The sequence below is a fragment of the Streptomyces sp. NBC_00091 genome, from assembly GCF_026343185.1.
GTDB lineage: Bacteria > Actinomycetota > Actinomycetes > Streptomycetales > Streptomycetaceae > Streptomyces.
On sequence record NZ_JAPEMA010000001.1, the window covers coordinates 2,652,488 to 2,666,297 of the forward strand.

Here is a 13,810-nt window from a genome sequence, read left to right on the forward strand (position 1 = left end):
ACGCTGACCGCCTGAAAGGACTTCTGACCAGCAATGGCCGACGAAACCACACCCACCGCAGAGAACGCCGCGGAGGAGCAGCCCGTGCTGCGCATCGAGCCCGTCGGGCTCGAGACGGAGATGCAGCGCTCCTACCTCGACTACGCGATGTCCGTCATCGTCTCCCGCGCGCTGCCCGACGTACGGGACGGCCTCAAGCCCGTCCACCGGCGCGTGCTGTACGCGATGTACGACGGCGGCTACCGGCCCGAGAAGGGCTTCTACAAGTGCGCCCGCGTCGTCGGTGACGTCATGGGTACGTACCACCCGCACGGCGACTCCTCGATCTACGACGCCCTGGTCCGCCTGGCCCAGCCGTGGTCGATGCGCATGCCGCTGGTGGACAGCAACGGCAACTTCGGCTCTCCGGGCAACGACCCGGCGGCCGCGATGCGCTACACCGAGTGCAAGCTGATGCCGCTGGCCATGGAGATGCTCCGGGACATCGACGAGGAGACCGTCGACTTCACGGACAACTACGACGGCCGCAACCAGGAGCCGACGGTCCTGCCGGCGCGCTTCCCGAACCTGCTGGTCAACGGCAGCGCCGGTATCGCGGTCGGTATGGCGACGAACATCCCGCCGCACAACCTCCGCGAGGTCGCGGCCGGCGCGCAGTGGGCGCTGGAGCACCCGGAGGCCTCGCACGAGGAGCTGCTGGACGCGCTGCTCGAGCGGATCAAGGGCCCGGACTTCCCGTCGGGTGCCCTGGTCGTGGGCCGCAAGGGCATCGAGGAGGCGTACCGCACCGGGCGCGGCTCCATCACGATGCGCGCGGTGGTGGAGGTCGAGGAGATCCAGAACCGCCAGTGCCTGGTGGTCACGGAGCTCCCGTACCAGACCAACCCCGACAACCTCGCGCAGAAGATCGCCGACCTCGTCAAGGACGGCAAGATCGGCGGCATCGCCGACGTCCGCGACGAGACCTCGTCCCGGACGGGCCAGCGCCTGGTGATCGTGCTCAAGCGCGACGCCGTCGCCAAGGTGGTGCTGAACAACCTCTACAAGCACACCGACCTCCAGACGAACTTCGGCGCGAACATGCTGGCGCTGGTGGACGGGGTGCCGCGCACCCTGTCGATCGACGCGTTCATCCGCCACTGGGTGCAGCACCAGATCGAGGTCATCGTCCGGCGCACGAAGTTCCGCCTGCGCAAGGCGGAGGAGCGCGCCCACATCCTGCGCGGTCTGCTCAAGGCGCTGGACGCGATCGACGAGGTCATCGCCCTGATCCGGCGCAGCAACACGGTCGAGATCGCGCGCGAGGGCCTGATGGGCCTGCTGGAGATCGACGAGATCCAGGCCAACGCGATCCTCGAGATGCAGCTCCGCCGCCTGGCGGCCCTGGAGCGGCAGAAGATCGTCGCCGAGCACGACGAGCTCCAGGCGAAGATCAACGAGTACAACGCGATCCTGGCCTCGCCGGAGAAGCAGCGCTCGATCGTCAGCGAGGAGCTGGCGGCGATCGTCGAGAAGTTCGGCGACGACCGGCGCTCCAAGCTGGTGCCCTTCGACGGCGACATGTCCATGGAGGACCTGATCGCCGAAGAGGACATCGTCGTCACGATCACGCACGGCGGCTACGTCAAGCGCACCAAGACCGAGGACTACCGCTCGCAGAAGCGCGGCGGCAAGGGCGTGCGCGGCACGAAGCTGAAGCAGGACGACCTGGTCGACCACTTCTTCGTCTCCACCACGCACCACTGGCTGCTGTTCTTCACGAACAAGGGCCGCGTCTACCGGTCCAAGGCGTACGAGCTGCCGGACGCCGGCCGTGACGCGCGCGGGCAGCACGTGGCGAACCTGCTGGCCTTCCAGCCGGACGAGAAGATCGCCCAGATCCTCGCGATCCGCGACTACGAGGCGGCGCCCTACCTGATCCTGGCCACCAAGGGCGGCCTGGTGAAGAAGACGGCGCTCAAGGACTACGACTCACCGCGTTCGGGCGGCGTCATCGCCATCAACCTCCGGGAGACCGAGGACGGCAGCGATGACGAGCTGATCGGCGCCGAGCTGGTGTCCGCCGAGGACGACCTGCTGCTCATCAGCAAGAAGGCGCAGTCGATCCGCTTCACGGCGACCGACGACGCGCTGCGCCCGATGGGCCGCGCCACCTCGGGCGTGAAGGGCATGAGCTTCCGCGAGGGTGACGAACTGCTCTCCATGAGCGTTGTCCGGCCGGGTACGTTCGTCTTCACCGCGACCGACGGCGGCTACGCCAAGCGGACGCCGGTGGACGAGTACCGCGTCCAGGGCCGTGGTGGCCTGGGCATCAAGGCCGCGAAGATCGTGGAGGACCGCGGGTCGCTCGTCGGCGCGCTGGTGGTCGACGAAACGGACGAGATCCTCGCCATCACGCTCGGCGGTGGTGTGATCCGTACGCGCGTCAACGAAGTCAGGGAGACCGGCCGTGACACCATGGGCGTCCAGCTGATCAACCTGGGCAAGCGCGATGCCGTGGTCGGCATCGCTCGTAACGCCGAGGCCGGTCAGGAAGCTGACGAGGCCGACGAGATCGAGTCAGAGATCGAGGCGGCGGCCGACGTACCGGCCGCCGAAGCCGCCGAGGGCACGCAGCCCTCGGATGGGGAGCACGAGGAGTAAGTCGTGAGTGGAGCCACGGGCGCCGGACCGGCCGAGACTGGAGCGAACGGTGCCCGTGGCCCCGCCGCGGACTCCCAGGGGGGAACCGTGACGGACACCCGAGAACCGGAACCCAAGCCGAAGGCGCAGACCCCGGCGAAGGGCCAGCCCAAGGGCCAGCCGAAGGCCCAGTCGAAGCAGCAGTCCCCGCAGGCCCCTGCGGCGCCCACGGGCCCGGGTGCGCAGCGCGGGGCCGTCCCGGGGGCCCGTACGGTCCCCAGGACGCGCAAGGCGCGGCTGAGGGTGGCCAAGGCCGACCCGTGGTCGGTGATGAAGGTCAGCTTCCTGCTGTCCATCGCGCTGGGCCTGTGCACCATCGTTGCCTCGGCGGTGCTGTGGATGGTCATGGACGCCATGGGCATCTTCTCGACGGTCGGCGGCACGATCAGCGAGGCGACCGGGTCGAACGAGAGCAACGGCTTCGACCTCCAGTCCTTCCTGTCGCTGCCGCGCGTGCTGATCTTCACCTCGGTGATCGCGGTGATCGACGTGGTGCTGATGACCGCGCTGGCCACGCTGGGCTCGTTCATCTACAACCTGTCGGCGGGCTTCGTGGGCGGCGTGGAGCTCACGCTCGCCGAGGACGAATGACCTGCGCGGACGCCCCGTAGAAGGCGATTTTGGCTCGACCGCGTCTGTGCGCTAATCTTCAGGAGTCAGCGCGCAGCGCGGATGGGGCTATAGCTCAGTTGGTTAGAGCGCATCCCTGATAAGGATGAGGCCACAGGTTCAAATCCTGTTAGCCCCACAGTGTCGAAGACCCCCAGGCCCATGGCCTGGGGGTCTTCGTCGTAGGGCCAGTTGGGGGACTCCCAGGTAACCGATCGGTATCGGTCGGTGTGTATTGTTGGCGGCCAGAAGTCCCCAACGTCAATGAAGGACGAGGTCGCGCGGTGAAGAAGCTGCTCCTGGTCGCACTGGCCGCCATCGGCGGGCTCCTCGTGTACCGCCAGATCCAGGCGGATCGCGCCGAGCAGGACCTGTGGACGGAGGCAACTGACTCCGTGCCCTCTGGTTCCGGTGTGTGAGCCCCACGATTGATTCCACGAAGCCCCGGCTGCCGCTGCTGCCGGGGCTTTGTGCTGTTCTGTGTCGATAAATTCGGTTATGCAAAGATTTGGCTTGCGGTAGCAAATTCGGGGTGTGCGTGATGGTTCGGGTAGGTCGGATGCGTCGGACGACGCTGGCAGGGGCGGCGGCCCTGGGGCTGGTGGCCTGGCTCGCGGGGGCCTGGCTCCCGGGGGCCGCGTACGCGGCACCGGGGCCGTCCGCCGGTCCCTCCGGGGGTGCGTCGGGGTCCGCGCAGCCGCTGCCGGAGTACCGTCCGGCCCAGGGTGCCAAGGCGGTGCAGGGCAAGCCCTCGACGGCGGACGCTCCGCTCCTGGAGGTCGGCACCTTCTACGAGGACACCCTCGCCCCGGGCGAGCGGATCTACCGGCTGGGCCTCGACGACGCCTCCAGCGTGTACGTCTCCGCGGTGCTGCGCCCGCCGGCCGGCGCCAAGGTCGGCTACGGCGACGACCTCAAGGTCGAGATCATGACCCCCGGCGGTCGCCCCTGCCCGTACAACAACGGCCAGGCCTCCTTCGGCTACGACCCGGTCCCGCTCAGCGAGGTGGGCCTGCGGCGGCTGGAGGAGGACGCCGAGTGCCAGGCGGCGGGCACGTACTACGCGAAGGTCACGCGGAGCGCGGGCAAGGAATCCTCGCAGGCGGCGTGGCCGGTGGAGCTCCTGGTCCAGCGCGAACCGGCCCCGGCCGCGGGCACCGCCCCGACCACCGCGCCCAGCGTCTGGCCCTCGGCCTCCCCGACCCTGCCCGGCTCGAACCCGGTGGCCCGTACCGGAGGCACCGGCTTCAACGACGCGCGGGCCCTGGACTCCGGGGTGTGGCGCGACGACCTGCGCCCCGGGCAGACGCGGTTCTACCGGGTGCCGCTGGACTGGGGGCAGCAGCTGGGGATCGGCGCCGAGATCGCCAAGGCCCGGATGACCAAGGACTACGGCTCCGCCTCCAACGGGCTCACCGTCTCGCTGTACACCCCGTACCGGGGGTTGGTGCAGGCCAAGGACACCTCCTACGACGGCAAGCAGGCGGCCTTGACGCTGCCGAAGACCGCGCCGGTGGCGTACGAGAACCGTTTCTCCGACACGAACGAGGTGCGGCCCGTACGGCTGGCCGGGTGGTACTACATCGCCGTCACCCTGGGCGGGAAGGTCGGGGAGTTCACCGAGGACGCGACGCCGGTGCCGCTGACCCTGCGGCTGGACGTCACCGGCGGGCCGGCCAAGGCTCCCGCGTACAAGGAGAGCCTGGCGGCCGCCGGGTTCGGGGTGGGCGACGCCGAGCGGTCCGCCGCGAAGGAGGGGCTCACCGCCCCCGAAGCCGCCGCCGCGCGGGACAACGCCTCGGTGATGCGGGTGGTGGCCGGGGCCGGCTTCGGGACGGGGGCGGTGCTGCTGCTCGGGCTCGGGGGCTGGATCCTGCTGTCCCGGCGGCACGCCGCCTAGTGCTGTGGCCGGCGAACCTTGCCGGTCGCAGCACTAGTACTGCGTGAGCGCCCAGGTGCCGACCGCGAAGCACAGCAGGGCCGCGGTGAGGATGCCGGCGGTGACCTTCGCCGGGGGCGGGGCGATACCGCCGGCGGCCCGGGCGGCCCGGGCCGGCGGGGTGGCGGCGGGGGCGGTCGTCGCGGTGGCCGTCGGGGGCGCGAGGTGGAAACCGCCCGTCTCCGGGGGCGGCCCGTACGCCGACGGCGGCGGTCCGAAACCCGGGGCGGGCGTGGCGGCTTCGGCGGCGGGCACCGGGGTGCTGCGCGGGGTGTCCTGCGGACTGCGCTGCGGGGTGACTTGCGGCCCGTCGGGGCCGAAACCGGCGGGGAGCGGCCCGAGTTGGTCGAAGACCTCGACCGGTTCCTCGTTCGCGGCGGGCGTCGGCAGCAACTGGGCAGCCTCGGCAAGGGCCTTGCGTGCCCCTGTGGCGGTCCGGAACCGGCTTTCGGGGTCAGGGTGCAGGAGGTTCGCGATGACGCCCCACAGCGGCGCGGGGACGCCTTCGGGGGCGTCGGGGATGCCGTGGGCCCTGAAGTGCTCCACCAGCGCCTGGGAGTCGGGCTTGCGGCCCCACAGCAGGTACAGGGCGACCAGGCCGACGGCGAAGAGGTCGGCGGGGAAGTCGGGCTCGGCGCCCATGAGCTGCTCGGGGGCGAAGTAGCCGGGCGTGCCGACCACGTAGTCGGTCTCCGTGAGCCGGGGCTCGCCCTTGCGCATGGAGATGCCGAAGTCGGACAGCCGCAGGTGCGGCCGCCCGGTTCCGGTGGCCTCCATCAGGATGTTGGCCGGTTTGATGTCGCGGTGGACGACGCCCTCCGCGTGCACCACCGCCAGCCCCGACAGGAGCTGGTCGAGCAGCACGCACACGAAGCGGGGCGGCAGCGGCCCGTAGTCCCCGATCACATGGGCGAGGGAACCGCCGCTGACGAGGTCCATGGTGAAGAGGACCTTGTCGTCGTCCGCCGCCCAGCTGGCCGGGGCCAGGACGTGCGGGTGGTCGATGCGCAGGGCCTGCTCGCGCACGAACCGCAGCAGGGTGTGGGCATCGCTCTGCAGGAGGACCTTCGCGGCCACGTACCTGCGCCGGCGGTGGTCCCAGGCCCGCCAGACGGCGCCCGCGCCGCCCCGTCCGATCGGATCGATCAGCTCGTACCGCCCGGCGAAGACCTCACCCATCGCTGTGCCCGCCCCCCGTCACCCGTGTCCGTCAGTTCTGGTGGGCCTCGTAGTGGGCCACCGCCTCAGCGGTGCGCCCCGCGCCGTACACCCGGAGGAACTCTGCCAGCTCCGGGTGGGTGGGTGCGAGCGTGTCCGCCGCCTCGATGATGTCGCCGGCCGCGGCGACCGAGCGCAGCAGCGACTGGATCTCGCGGACGACCCGCTTGACGGTGGGGGCGCCGGAGCTCGTGGTGGTCTGGCCGCTGTTGCTGAGGACGGAACCCCCCTGGGTGTTCTTGATCTCGTCCATCCGGTCGGTGGCCTCGGCGGCGCTGACGCTTCCGTCGGCCACCTGGCCGGCGAGGTCCTGGAGGGCCTGGACCCGCTGGACCACGGCCGGGTTGCCGATCTTCGCGCGCTGCCCGCTCATCAGCTGGGACAGCATCGGCGCCGACAGCCCGAGCACGGCAGCGAGGCGGGCCTGGTTGAGACCGAGGTCATCTATGAGCCGTCGGAACAGCGCGCCGAGCGGCTCCCCGTACCAACTGCGCTGGAGTTCCCTGGCTCTGGCCGTGGCCTCCTGCTGTACTGCGTCCACTCTTCCTACTCCCCTTCGCTGGTGCGAACCTCGCGAGCATCTTACGGAGCGTGGTCGCGGGGCGGGAGTCCCTATCATTTTGCGGGATGCGGGGGTGCACCGGGTACTCTGTCCTGCGGAACGGACACTCCCTCACCGGGGACGTCCGCGTCCAGTTGCTCGGGGCCTTAGCTCAGTTGGTAGAGCGCTGCCTTTGCAAGGCAGATGTCAGGAGTTCGAATCTCCTAGGCTCCACATTCAAGACCCCCCTGACCTGCGGAAACGCGGTCAGGGGGGTCTTTTTGCCGTCCGGGCTGCCGGCACCTTCGGGCTCAGGGTGCCGAGGGGGGCGGGGGTGTCCGGGTGGTGATGGTGTGGCTGTCGATGTGGTGCGGGTCATGGGCCCGTCGAGGCTGCCGCCGGCGGAGTACACGTCGGCGGGGAATTGGTATCCCTTGCCCGCCATGCACGTTGACCATGCCTTTTCGGCCTGCTTCACCTCATGTGTTTGACGGGCCTGGTGATAGGCCTGACTGTCGAGGAGCTGTGCGGCGTAGAGGGCTGTGGCGTATTTCTCGTGGGTCATTGTCGGATCGCCGGACAGCGTCCGGTCGACTTCCCCGGTGCACCCCTCGGTCGGCAGTGGTTTGCCGTTGAAACCCGCGGACTTGTCTCCCACGGGGGCATCGACCAGCATCATGTCCTCCATCGCCTTGCCGGTCGGGATGGGCGGCTCATCGATGACCTGGTCACTGCCGCTGAGCCAGTACCCCCAGGCTTTGGCCTGCTCCACGTTCGGGTCTCCGTAGAGGCGTTCCTCAGCGGTGAGGGGGCCCGCGAACGGCTTCGGGAGTTTGTAGGGTTCAAGGCCGTAGCGGGCCAGGCACTGGCGGCGGACGATGAACTCGGCCTGCTCGGAACGGAACTGCTGCCAGGGGCTGAGACTCAACGCACCGGAGGGCAGGCGCAGGCCTTGTAGCACCGCGGGGGTGGGATAGCGCCAGGGCTTGCCGTCTTCGGCTGCCACTGTCGTACTGGGGGACGGTGACGGCGAGACCGGGGCGCCGGTTCGGGGCGTGGGGCCGCTTGCACAGGCCGCAGTCAGGCTGAGCGTCCCGGTCGCAGCCGCCAGCCAGCACCGTCACCGCCGAAGAATAGCGATTGTTGATGCAGGTATTCGAGAATGTTGACGGGAGTCGATGAATCGGAAACTGGCGGATTCGCTTTCGGTGCAGGGGAATTCTGTAGGGTCACTACCTCAGAGATCGAGGGGTAGTCGATATTCCTTTCCCGTGCGCGGACCGCGGCAGTAGGCGCCGTCATCCTGGCTGCGTTCGCCGTTTCCTGTGACGCGGAACCGGCGATACCGTCCGTCGAGACGCAGGCCGCCGCCTCCCCGGCCGGTGCCGTGTCCAGTCCCGCGTCCGCCGGGCCGTCGGAGTCCACCGACCCCGTGGACACCGCTCCGGCACCCGAAAAGGTCCGGGACGCTTTCGCCGGGCTCCAGGCGACGCTCCGATCGAGCTGATCGCGAAGCTGGACGAGGAGCTCGGCGGCGACCGGTCCTTCGGGAACCTGAGGAAGCACCAGCCCTCGCTCATCGGCACCCGCGACAAGATCAACACCTGGATGCAGGGCCACCCGGACGACTACCGCTGATCGGCGCGATCGCGGCTGCGGGGGAGGGTGGCGGCGAGGGCGGTGGCCGTCAGGAGGAGGGCGGCGCCGGTGGCGAAGGCCAGGTGGTAGCCGGAGGTGAGGGCCTCGGGCGGGGTGTGGCCGGCGGTCGTCAGGGCCTCGGTGCGGGAAGCGGCCAGGGTGGACAGGACGGCCACGCCGAGGGCCATGCCGATCTGCTGGGTGGTGTTGAACAGCCCCGACGCCAGCCCGGCGTCGCGCTCGTCGGCGCCCGACATGCCCAGGGTGGTGAGGGCGGGCAGGGCCAGGCCGAAGCCGGAGGCCAGCAGCATCACGGGCAGCAGGTCGGAGACGTAGTCGGCGTGCACCGGGAGCCGGGTCAGCAGGGCGAGGCCCGCGACCAGCAGGACGAGGCCGGTGAGCAGGACGCCCCGCTCCCCGAAGCGGGCGATCAGCTTCGCCGCGCCCCCGAGGGAGACCCCGCCGATCGCCAGCGCGGCCGGCAGCATCGCGAGGCCGGTCTCCGCCGCCCCGTAGCCCTGGACCTTCTGGAGGTAGAGGGCGACCAGGACCTGGAAGGAGAAGAGGGCGGCGACCATCAGGGCCTGGACCAGGTTCGCGCTCACCACGGTGCGGGAGCGCAGGATCCGCAGGGGCATCAGCGGGGTGCGGGCCTTGGCCTGGCGGACGGCGAAGGCGGCGAGGAGGGCCAGGGAGAGCGCCCCGAGGCCGAGGGTGCGCAGGGAGGTCCAGCCGTACTGCTCGACCTGGACGACGGTGTAGATGCCCGTCATCAGCCCGGCGGTGACCATGAGGGCGCCCGGTACGTCCGCGCCGGCGCGCAGTCCGAGCCCCCGGCCGGCGGGGAGTGCGGGCAGGGCGGCCAGCAGGGCGGCGAGCCCGATGGGCAGGTTGATGAAGAAGATCCAGTGCCAGTCGAGGGCGTCGGTGAGGACCCCGCCCAGCACCTGCCCCAGGGAGGCTCCGGCCGCCCCGGTGAAGGAGAAGACGGCGATCGCCCGGGCGCGTTCGCGGGGCTCGGTGAAGAGGGTGACCAGGATCCCGAGGCTGACGGCGGAGGCCATCGCGCTGCCCACGCCCTGGAGGAAGCGGGCGGCGATCAGCAGGGCGGGGGAGTCGGCGAAGCCGGCGAGCAGCGAGGCGGCCGTGAAGAGGGCGGTGCCCGCGAGGAACATCCGCTTGCGGCCGATCAGGTCCCCGAGCCGGCCCGCGAGCAGCAGCAGGCTGCCGAAGGCGATCAGGTAGGCGTTCACGACCCAGCTGAGGCCGGCGGGGGAGAAGCCGAGGTCGTTCTGGATGGCCGGCATCGCCACGGTGACGATGCTGCCGTCGAGGACGGTCATCAGCATGCCGGTGGAGAGCACGGCGAGGGCGGTCCAGCGCGAGCGCGGTGCACTCGGTGCAGGGGTTCGGGGAGGGGAGGGGGCTTCCGTGGCGGTGGCGGTCATCGGTCTCTCCGGTCATCGGCGGGGCGTCGGAAGGGTGATCGTCGGCGACTGGTGTGACCGTAGCAGATAGTTTTGTTGCAGACTATTTTCTTCGGATCGAGTTGTTAGGCTGGTTCCATGACTGCGATGGGATCCACCCGGACCGAGCCCGACCTGTCCTTCCTCCTGGACCGCACCAGCCACGTCCTGCGGACCCGGATGGCCGCGGCCCTCGGCGAGATCGGGCTGACGGCCCGCATGCACTGCGTCCTCGTACACGCCCTGGAGGAGGAGCGCACGCAGGTCCAGCTCGCCGAGATCGGCGACATGGACAAGACGACGATGGTCGTCACCGTCGACGCCCTGGAGAAGGCCGGACTGGCCGAGCGGCGGCCCTCCACCAAGGACCGGCGGGCCCGGATCATCGCCGTCACCGACCGGGGCGCCGCCGTCGCCGGGGAGAGCCGGCGGATCGTCGACCGGGTCCACGCCGACGCCCTCGCCGACCTCTCCGACGCGGACCGCGACTGCCTGCTGCGGGTCCTCGGCCGGCTCGCCGAGGGGCCGCTGGGCGTACCCGCCGAGAGCCCCCGCCCGGCCCGGCGGGCCCGGCAGCAGTAGCCGCCGGTGTCCCCCGTACGGCCCAGTCACACGGCCGGGCGCCGCCCGGTGTCCGAGAGTGGGTGGAGGCAATGAGCCCAGGGGGCAACACCACGCCGGAGGCGCACGCACATGGGACTCTTCGATTTCCTCAGGTCCGACAAGAAGAAGGAACACGAGGCCGCCGAGAAGGCGAAACAGCAGATGGAGCAGAGGGAGCAGCAGGCCGCGGCGGCGCCCGCGCCCGCCGCTCCGAAGGCGCCCTCCGAGATGGGCGGCAAGTACACCGACGCCGCGTCCGCCACCAAGGCGGCCGCCGAGCGGATGGCCGCGGCCGCCCGTCCCAAGTCGCCCCCGGCGGCGGGGCACATGCCGCCCGCCGCGCCGAGTCCCACGTCGGCCGCGCACAAGGCCGTACCGGTGCCGCCCAAGCCGGCGCCGACCGCCAAGAAGCGCACGTACACCGTCAAGCCGGGGGACTCGCTCTCCGCGATCGCCCGCCGCGAGCTGGGCAACGAGGGCCGCTGGCGTGAGCTGTACGCCATGAACCGGGGGGTGGTCGGCGCCAACCCCGACCTCATCCGTCCGGGGATGGTGCTGACGCTGCCGGGCTAGCCCGCACCTCTACGCGTCTACGCGCAAGGGCCCGGATCCGGTGATGGATCCGGGCCCCTGCGCGTTCTGCGCGTACGGGTGCGGTCAGTGGTTCTTGCCGCCGTCCGTGCTCTTCGCCCCGTGCTCCTGTTCCGCCAGCTCGTCGTCGAAGCTCGCCGGCTCGGCGTCCTGCGCCGACAGCTCGGTGGCCGCCGGGGGCTCCACGAGCCAGTCCGGGTTCGACTGCTGGTCCCACCACTTCCACGCCGCGAAGGCGCCGCCGGCCAGGAGCCCGACCAGCGCGACCCCCTTGAACAGGCGGCCGCACCGCGCCCGCCGCTCGTGGCGCCGCACCAGCTGCCGCACTTCCTTCGCCGACACCTGGCCGCGCAGCGCCGCGAGCGCCGCCGTCGAACGGGACGCGGCCTCCTCGGCCACCGGCCGGCCCGCCGCGATCGCGCTCTCGATCCGCGGCGCCGCGTAGTCGGCCGCCTGGCGTGCGGCGACGCGCGTCTGGTGGACGGCCTTCGTCGCGGCCCGGTCCACATCCGGCGGCACATGGGTGCGCGCCGCCCGCATCCGCGGATGCAGGTGGTTGTCGTAGGCCGCGCGGGCCTGCAGCGAGGCCTGGCCGGCCGCGTACGAGACCTTCGGCGCCAGCCGCTCGTTCGCCTCGTGCGCGTAGTGCACAGCCGCGTCCTTGGCGGTCTCTGCGTACGGCGCCACCACTTCCGCTGCGTGCCTCACGGTGTCCATGGCGCTCTCGGCGGCCAGGCGCACGCTGTCCTTGCGGGTCACGGGATCCTCCTCCTCGGTGGCGGACACAGTTCACCTTTCCACCCTTTGTCGGATCATGCCTGCCATAGCGCCGCCTGGCATGCGTGACAGGGCATACGGGTGGAGGATTTCTGTGCCGTTGTGCCCTCCGTGCGAGGATCTGGACCGACAGTGATGACTATGGAAGGCAGATCCGTGGCCGAGAAGCTCTACGCCACCCTGAAGACCAACCAAGGCGACATCGAGATCGAGCTGCTGGCGAACTTCGCTCCGAAGACCGTACGGAACTTCGTGGAGCTCGCCACGGGCGCCCGCGAGTGGACCCGCCCCACCGACGGCCAGAAGACCACGGCCCCGCTCTACGACGGCACCGTCTTCCACCGCGTCATCAGCGGCTTCATGATCCAGGGCGGCGACCCGCTCGGCAACGGCACCGGCGGCCCCGGTTACCAGTTCGCCGACGAGTTCCACCCCGACCTGGCCTTCACCAAGCCCTACCTGCTCGCCATGGCCAATGCCGGCCCGGGCACGAACGGCTCGCAGTTCTTCATCACGGTCGCCCCGACGGCCTGGCTGACCCGCAAGCACACCATCTTCGGCGAGGTCACCGACGCGGCCAGCCGCAAGGTCGTGGACGCCATCGCGTCCGGCCCGACCAACCCGCGCACCGAGCGGCCCCTGGACGACGTGATCATCCAGTCCGTCACCGTCGAGAAGCGCGACGTCAAGCGCTGACCGCAGCCCCGCGGGACCGGGAACCTTTGCGCCCCGTCCGTCCGTACTGGATACACACGGACCGGCGGGGCGCTTCCCCGCCCGCCGCCGATCGAGGGGACCGATGGACACCGACCGTCTGCCGGGCTGCTACCGCCACCCGGACCGCGACACCGGCATCAGCTGCACCCGCTGCGAGCGGCCCATCTGCCCGGAGTGCATGATCAGCGCCTCGGTGGGCTTCCAGTGCCCCGAGTGCGTCCGGGACGGCTCCGGCACTGGGCACGCCCCCGCGGCCAACGCCCCGCGCACGGTCGCGGGCGGGCTGGTCACCGGCGATCCGCAGCTCGTCACCAAGATCCTGATCGGGATCAACGCGCTGGTGTTCCTCGCGGCCTTCGCCGTGCCGGGCCTGGCCGTCCAGCTGGAGCTGCTCGGCCGCTACATCGAGTACTTCGGCGCCCCCGTCGAAGGGGTTTCCACCGGGCAGTACCACCGGCTGCTGACCTCGGTGTTCCTGCATGTCGAGGTGTGGCACATCTTCGGCAACATGCTCGCCCTGTGGGTGATCGGCGGTCCGCTGGAGGCGGCCCTGGGCCGGTCCCGCTATCTCGCCCTCTACCTGCTGTCGGGGCTGGGCGGCAGCGCCCTCGTCTATCTGCTGACCGCGCCGAACACCCCGACCCTCGGCGCCTCCGGAGCCGTCTGCGGCCTGCTGGGCGCCACCGTGGTCCTCGCCCGCCGGCTCCGCTACGAGATGCGGCCGGTGCTGATCACGCTCGGGCTCATGCTCATCGTGACCTTCGTGCCCCTCGGGGGCCTGTCGGTGTCCTGGCAGGCGCACATCGGCGGCCTGGTGACCGGCGCGCTGATCGCGCTGGGGCTGCTCGCGCCCGCCACCGGCCGCAAGCGCGCGGTCGTCCAGGTGGTGACCTGCGCTGCGGTCCTCCTGCTGACCGCAGCGCTGATCGTCGTCCGGACGGCCGAACTCACCTGATCACACCGGCGTCAACTCTCCACAGAGTTATCCACAGATCTTCTGTCTTTTCCTCAGGTGTGGATGACGCTGTG

Annotated in this window: 13 protein-coding genes and 2 tRNA genes; 11 read left to right on the top strand and 4 right to left on the bottom strand. The window is 70.6% G+C overall.

What is annotated here, in order from left to right; genetic code table 11:
* The first annotated feature begins 33 nt into the window (after window positions 1-33).
* The 5 genes from gyrA (at window position 34) to OOK34_RS12150 (ending at window position 5,191) form a co-directional block, all read left to right on the top strand.
* Window positions 34-2,643 carry a DNA gyrase subunit A gene (gene gyrA, locus OOK34_RS12130; protein WP_267033863.1) on the top strand — a complete coding sequence of 870 codons (2,610 nt, stop codon included), beginning with the start codon at window positions 34-36 and terminating at the stop codon, window positions 2,641-2,643.
* A gap of 3 nt (window positions 2,644-2,646) precedes the next feature.
* Window positions 2,647-3,273 carry a DUF3566 domain-containing protein gene (locus OOK34_RS12135; protein ID WP_267033864.1) on the top strand — a complete coding sequence of 209 codons (627 nt, stop codon included), beginning with the start codon at window positions 2,647-2,649 and terminating at the stop codon, window positions 3,271-3,273.
* Between the two features lie 83 nt (window positions 3,274-3,356).
* Window positions 3,357-3,430 (top strand) — tRNA-Ile (locus tag OOK34_RS12140).
* Window positions 3,431-3,575: 145 nt separating this feature from the next.
* On the top strand, window positions 3,576-3,710 hold the full coding sequence (locus OOK34_RS12145; RefSeq protein WP_208809277.1) for a DLW-39 family protein: 135 nt from the start codon (window positions 3,576-3,578) through the stop codon (window positions 3,708-3,710).
* 140 nt (window positions 3,711-3,850) lie between these two features.
* A complete protein-coding gene (locus OOK34_RS12150) occupies window positions 3,851-5,191 on the top strand; it encodes a hypothetical protein (RefSeq protein WP_267033865.1) in 1,341 nt (446 codons plus the stop codon).
* 33 nt (window positions 5,192-5,224) lie between these two features.
* Here OOK34_RS12150 and OOK34_RS12155 read toward each other — a convergent pair whose 3' ends face one another.
* Together OOK34_RS12155 and OOK34_RS12160 are read right to left on the bottom strand one after the other, a co-directional pair.
* On the bottom strand, window positions 5,225-6,409 hold the full coding sequence (locus OOK34_RS12155; protein ID WP_267033866.1) for a serine/threonine-protein kinase: 1,185 nt from the start codon (window positions 6,407-6,409) through the stop codon (window positions 5,225-5,227).
* Window positions 6,410-6,440: 31 nt separating this feature from the next.
* Window positions 6,441-6,989, bottom strand: coding sequence for a DNA-binding protein (locus tag OOK34_RS12160; RefSeq protein WP_267033867.1), 549 nt, complete (start codon window positions 6,987-6,989; stop codon window positions 6,441-6,443).
* A 161-nt stretch (window positions 6,990-7,150) separates the two neighbouring features.
* On the opposite strand from OOK34_RS12160, the gene OOK34_RS12165 reads away from it, so the two are divergent.
* Window positions 7,151-7,223, top strand: a tRNA-Ala gene (locus OOK34_RS12165).
* A 253-nt stretch (window positions 7,224-7,476) separates the two neighbouring features.
* Window positions 7,477-7,947 carry a hypothetical protein gene (locus OOK34_RS12170; RefSeq protein ID WP_267033868.1) on the top strand — a complete coding sequence of 157 codons (471 nt, stop codon included), beginning with the start codon at window positions 7,477-7,479 and terminating at the stop codon, window positions 7,945-7,947.
* Window positions 7,948-8,617: 670 nt separating this feature from the next.
* On the opposite strand, the gene OOK34_RS12180 is transcribed toward OOK34_RS12170, so the two are convergent.
* A complete protein-coding gene (locus OOK34_RS12180; RefSeq protein WP_267033869.1) occupies window positions 8,618-10,075 on the bottom strand; it encodes an MFS transporter in 1,458 nt (485 codons plus the stop codon).
* A 117-nt stretch (window positions 10,076-10,192) separates the two neighbouring features.
* On the opposite strand from OOK34_RS12180, the gene OOK34_RS12185 reads away from it, so the two are divergent.
* Together OOK34_RS12185 and OOK34_RS12190 are read left to right on the top strand one after the other, a co-directional pair.
* Window positions 10,193-10,675, top strand: coding sequence for a MarR family winged helix-turn-helix transcriptional regulator (locus OOK34_RS12185; RefSeq protein WP_267033870.1), 483 nt, complete (start codon window positions 10,193-10,195; stop codon window positions 10,673-10,675).
* A 111-nt stretch (window positions 10,676-10,786) separates the two neighbouring features.
* On the top strand, window positions 10,787-11,269 hold the full coding sequence (locus tag OOK34_RS12190; protein ID WP_267033871.1) for a LysM peptidoglycan-binding domain-containing protein: 483 nt from the start codon (window positions 10,787-10,789) through the stop codon (window positions 11,267-11,269).
* Window positions 11,270-11,353: 84 nt separating this feature from the next.
* Here OOK34_RS12190 and OOK34_RS12195 read toward each other — a convergent pair whose 3' ends face one another.
* Complete coding sequence (locus OOK34_RS12195; RefSeq protein ID WP_267033872.1) at window positions 11,354-12,046, bottom strand: DUF5324 family protein; 693 nt, start codon at window positions 12,044-12,046, stop codon at window positions 11,354-11,356.
* Window positions 12,047-12,220: 174 nt separating this feature from the next.
* Here OOK34_RS12195 and OOK34_RS12200 point away from each other — a divergent pair, with 174 nt between their 5' ends.
* Together OOK34_RS12200 and OOK34_RS12205 are read left to right on the top strand one after the other, a co-directional pair.
* Window positions 12,221-12,760: a peptidylprolyl isomerase gene (locus OOK34_RS12200; RefSeq protein WP_323183483.1), complete on the top strand. Its 540-nt coding sequence runs from the start codon at window positions 12,221-12,223 to the stop codon at window positions 12,758-12,760.
* A gap of 103 nt (window positions 12,761-12,863) precedes the next feature.
* On the top strand, window positions 12,864-13,736 hold the full coding sequence (locus OOK34_RS12205; protein ID WP_267033874.1) for a rhomboid family intramembrane serine protease: 873 nt from the start codon (window positions 12,864-12,866) through the stop codon (window positions 13,734-13,736).
* The last annotated feature ends 74 nt before the right edge of the window (window positions 13,737-13,810 follow it).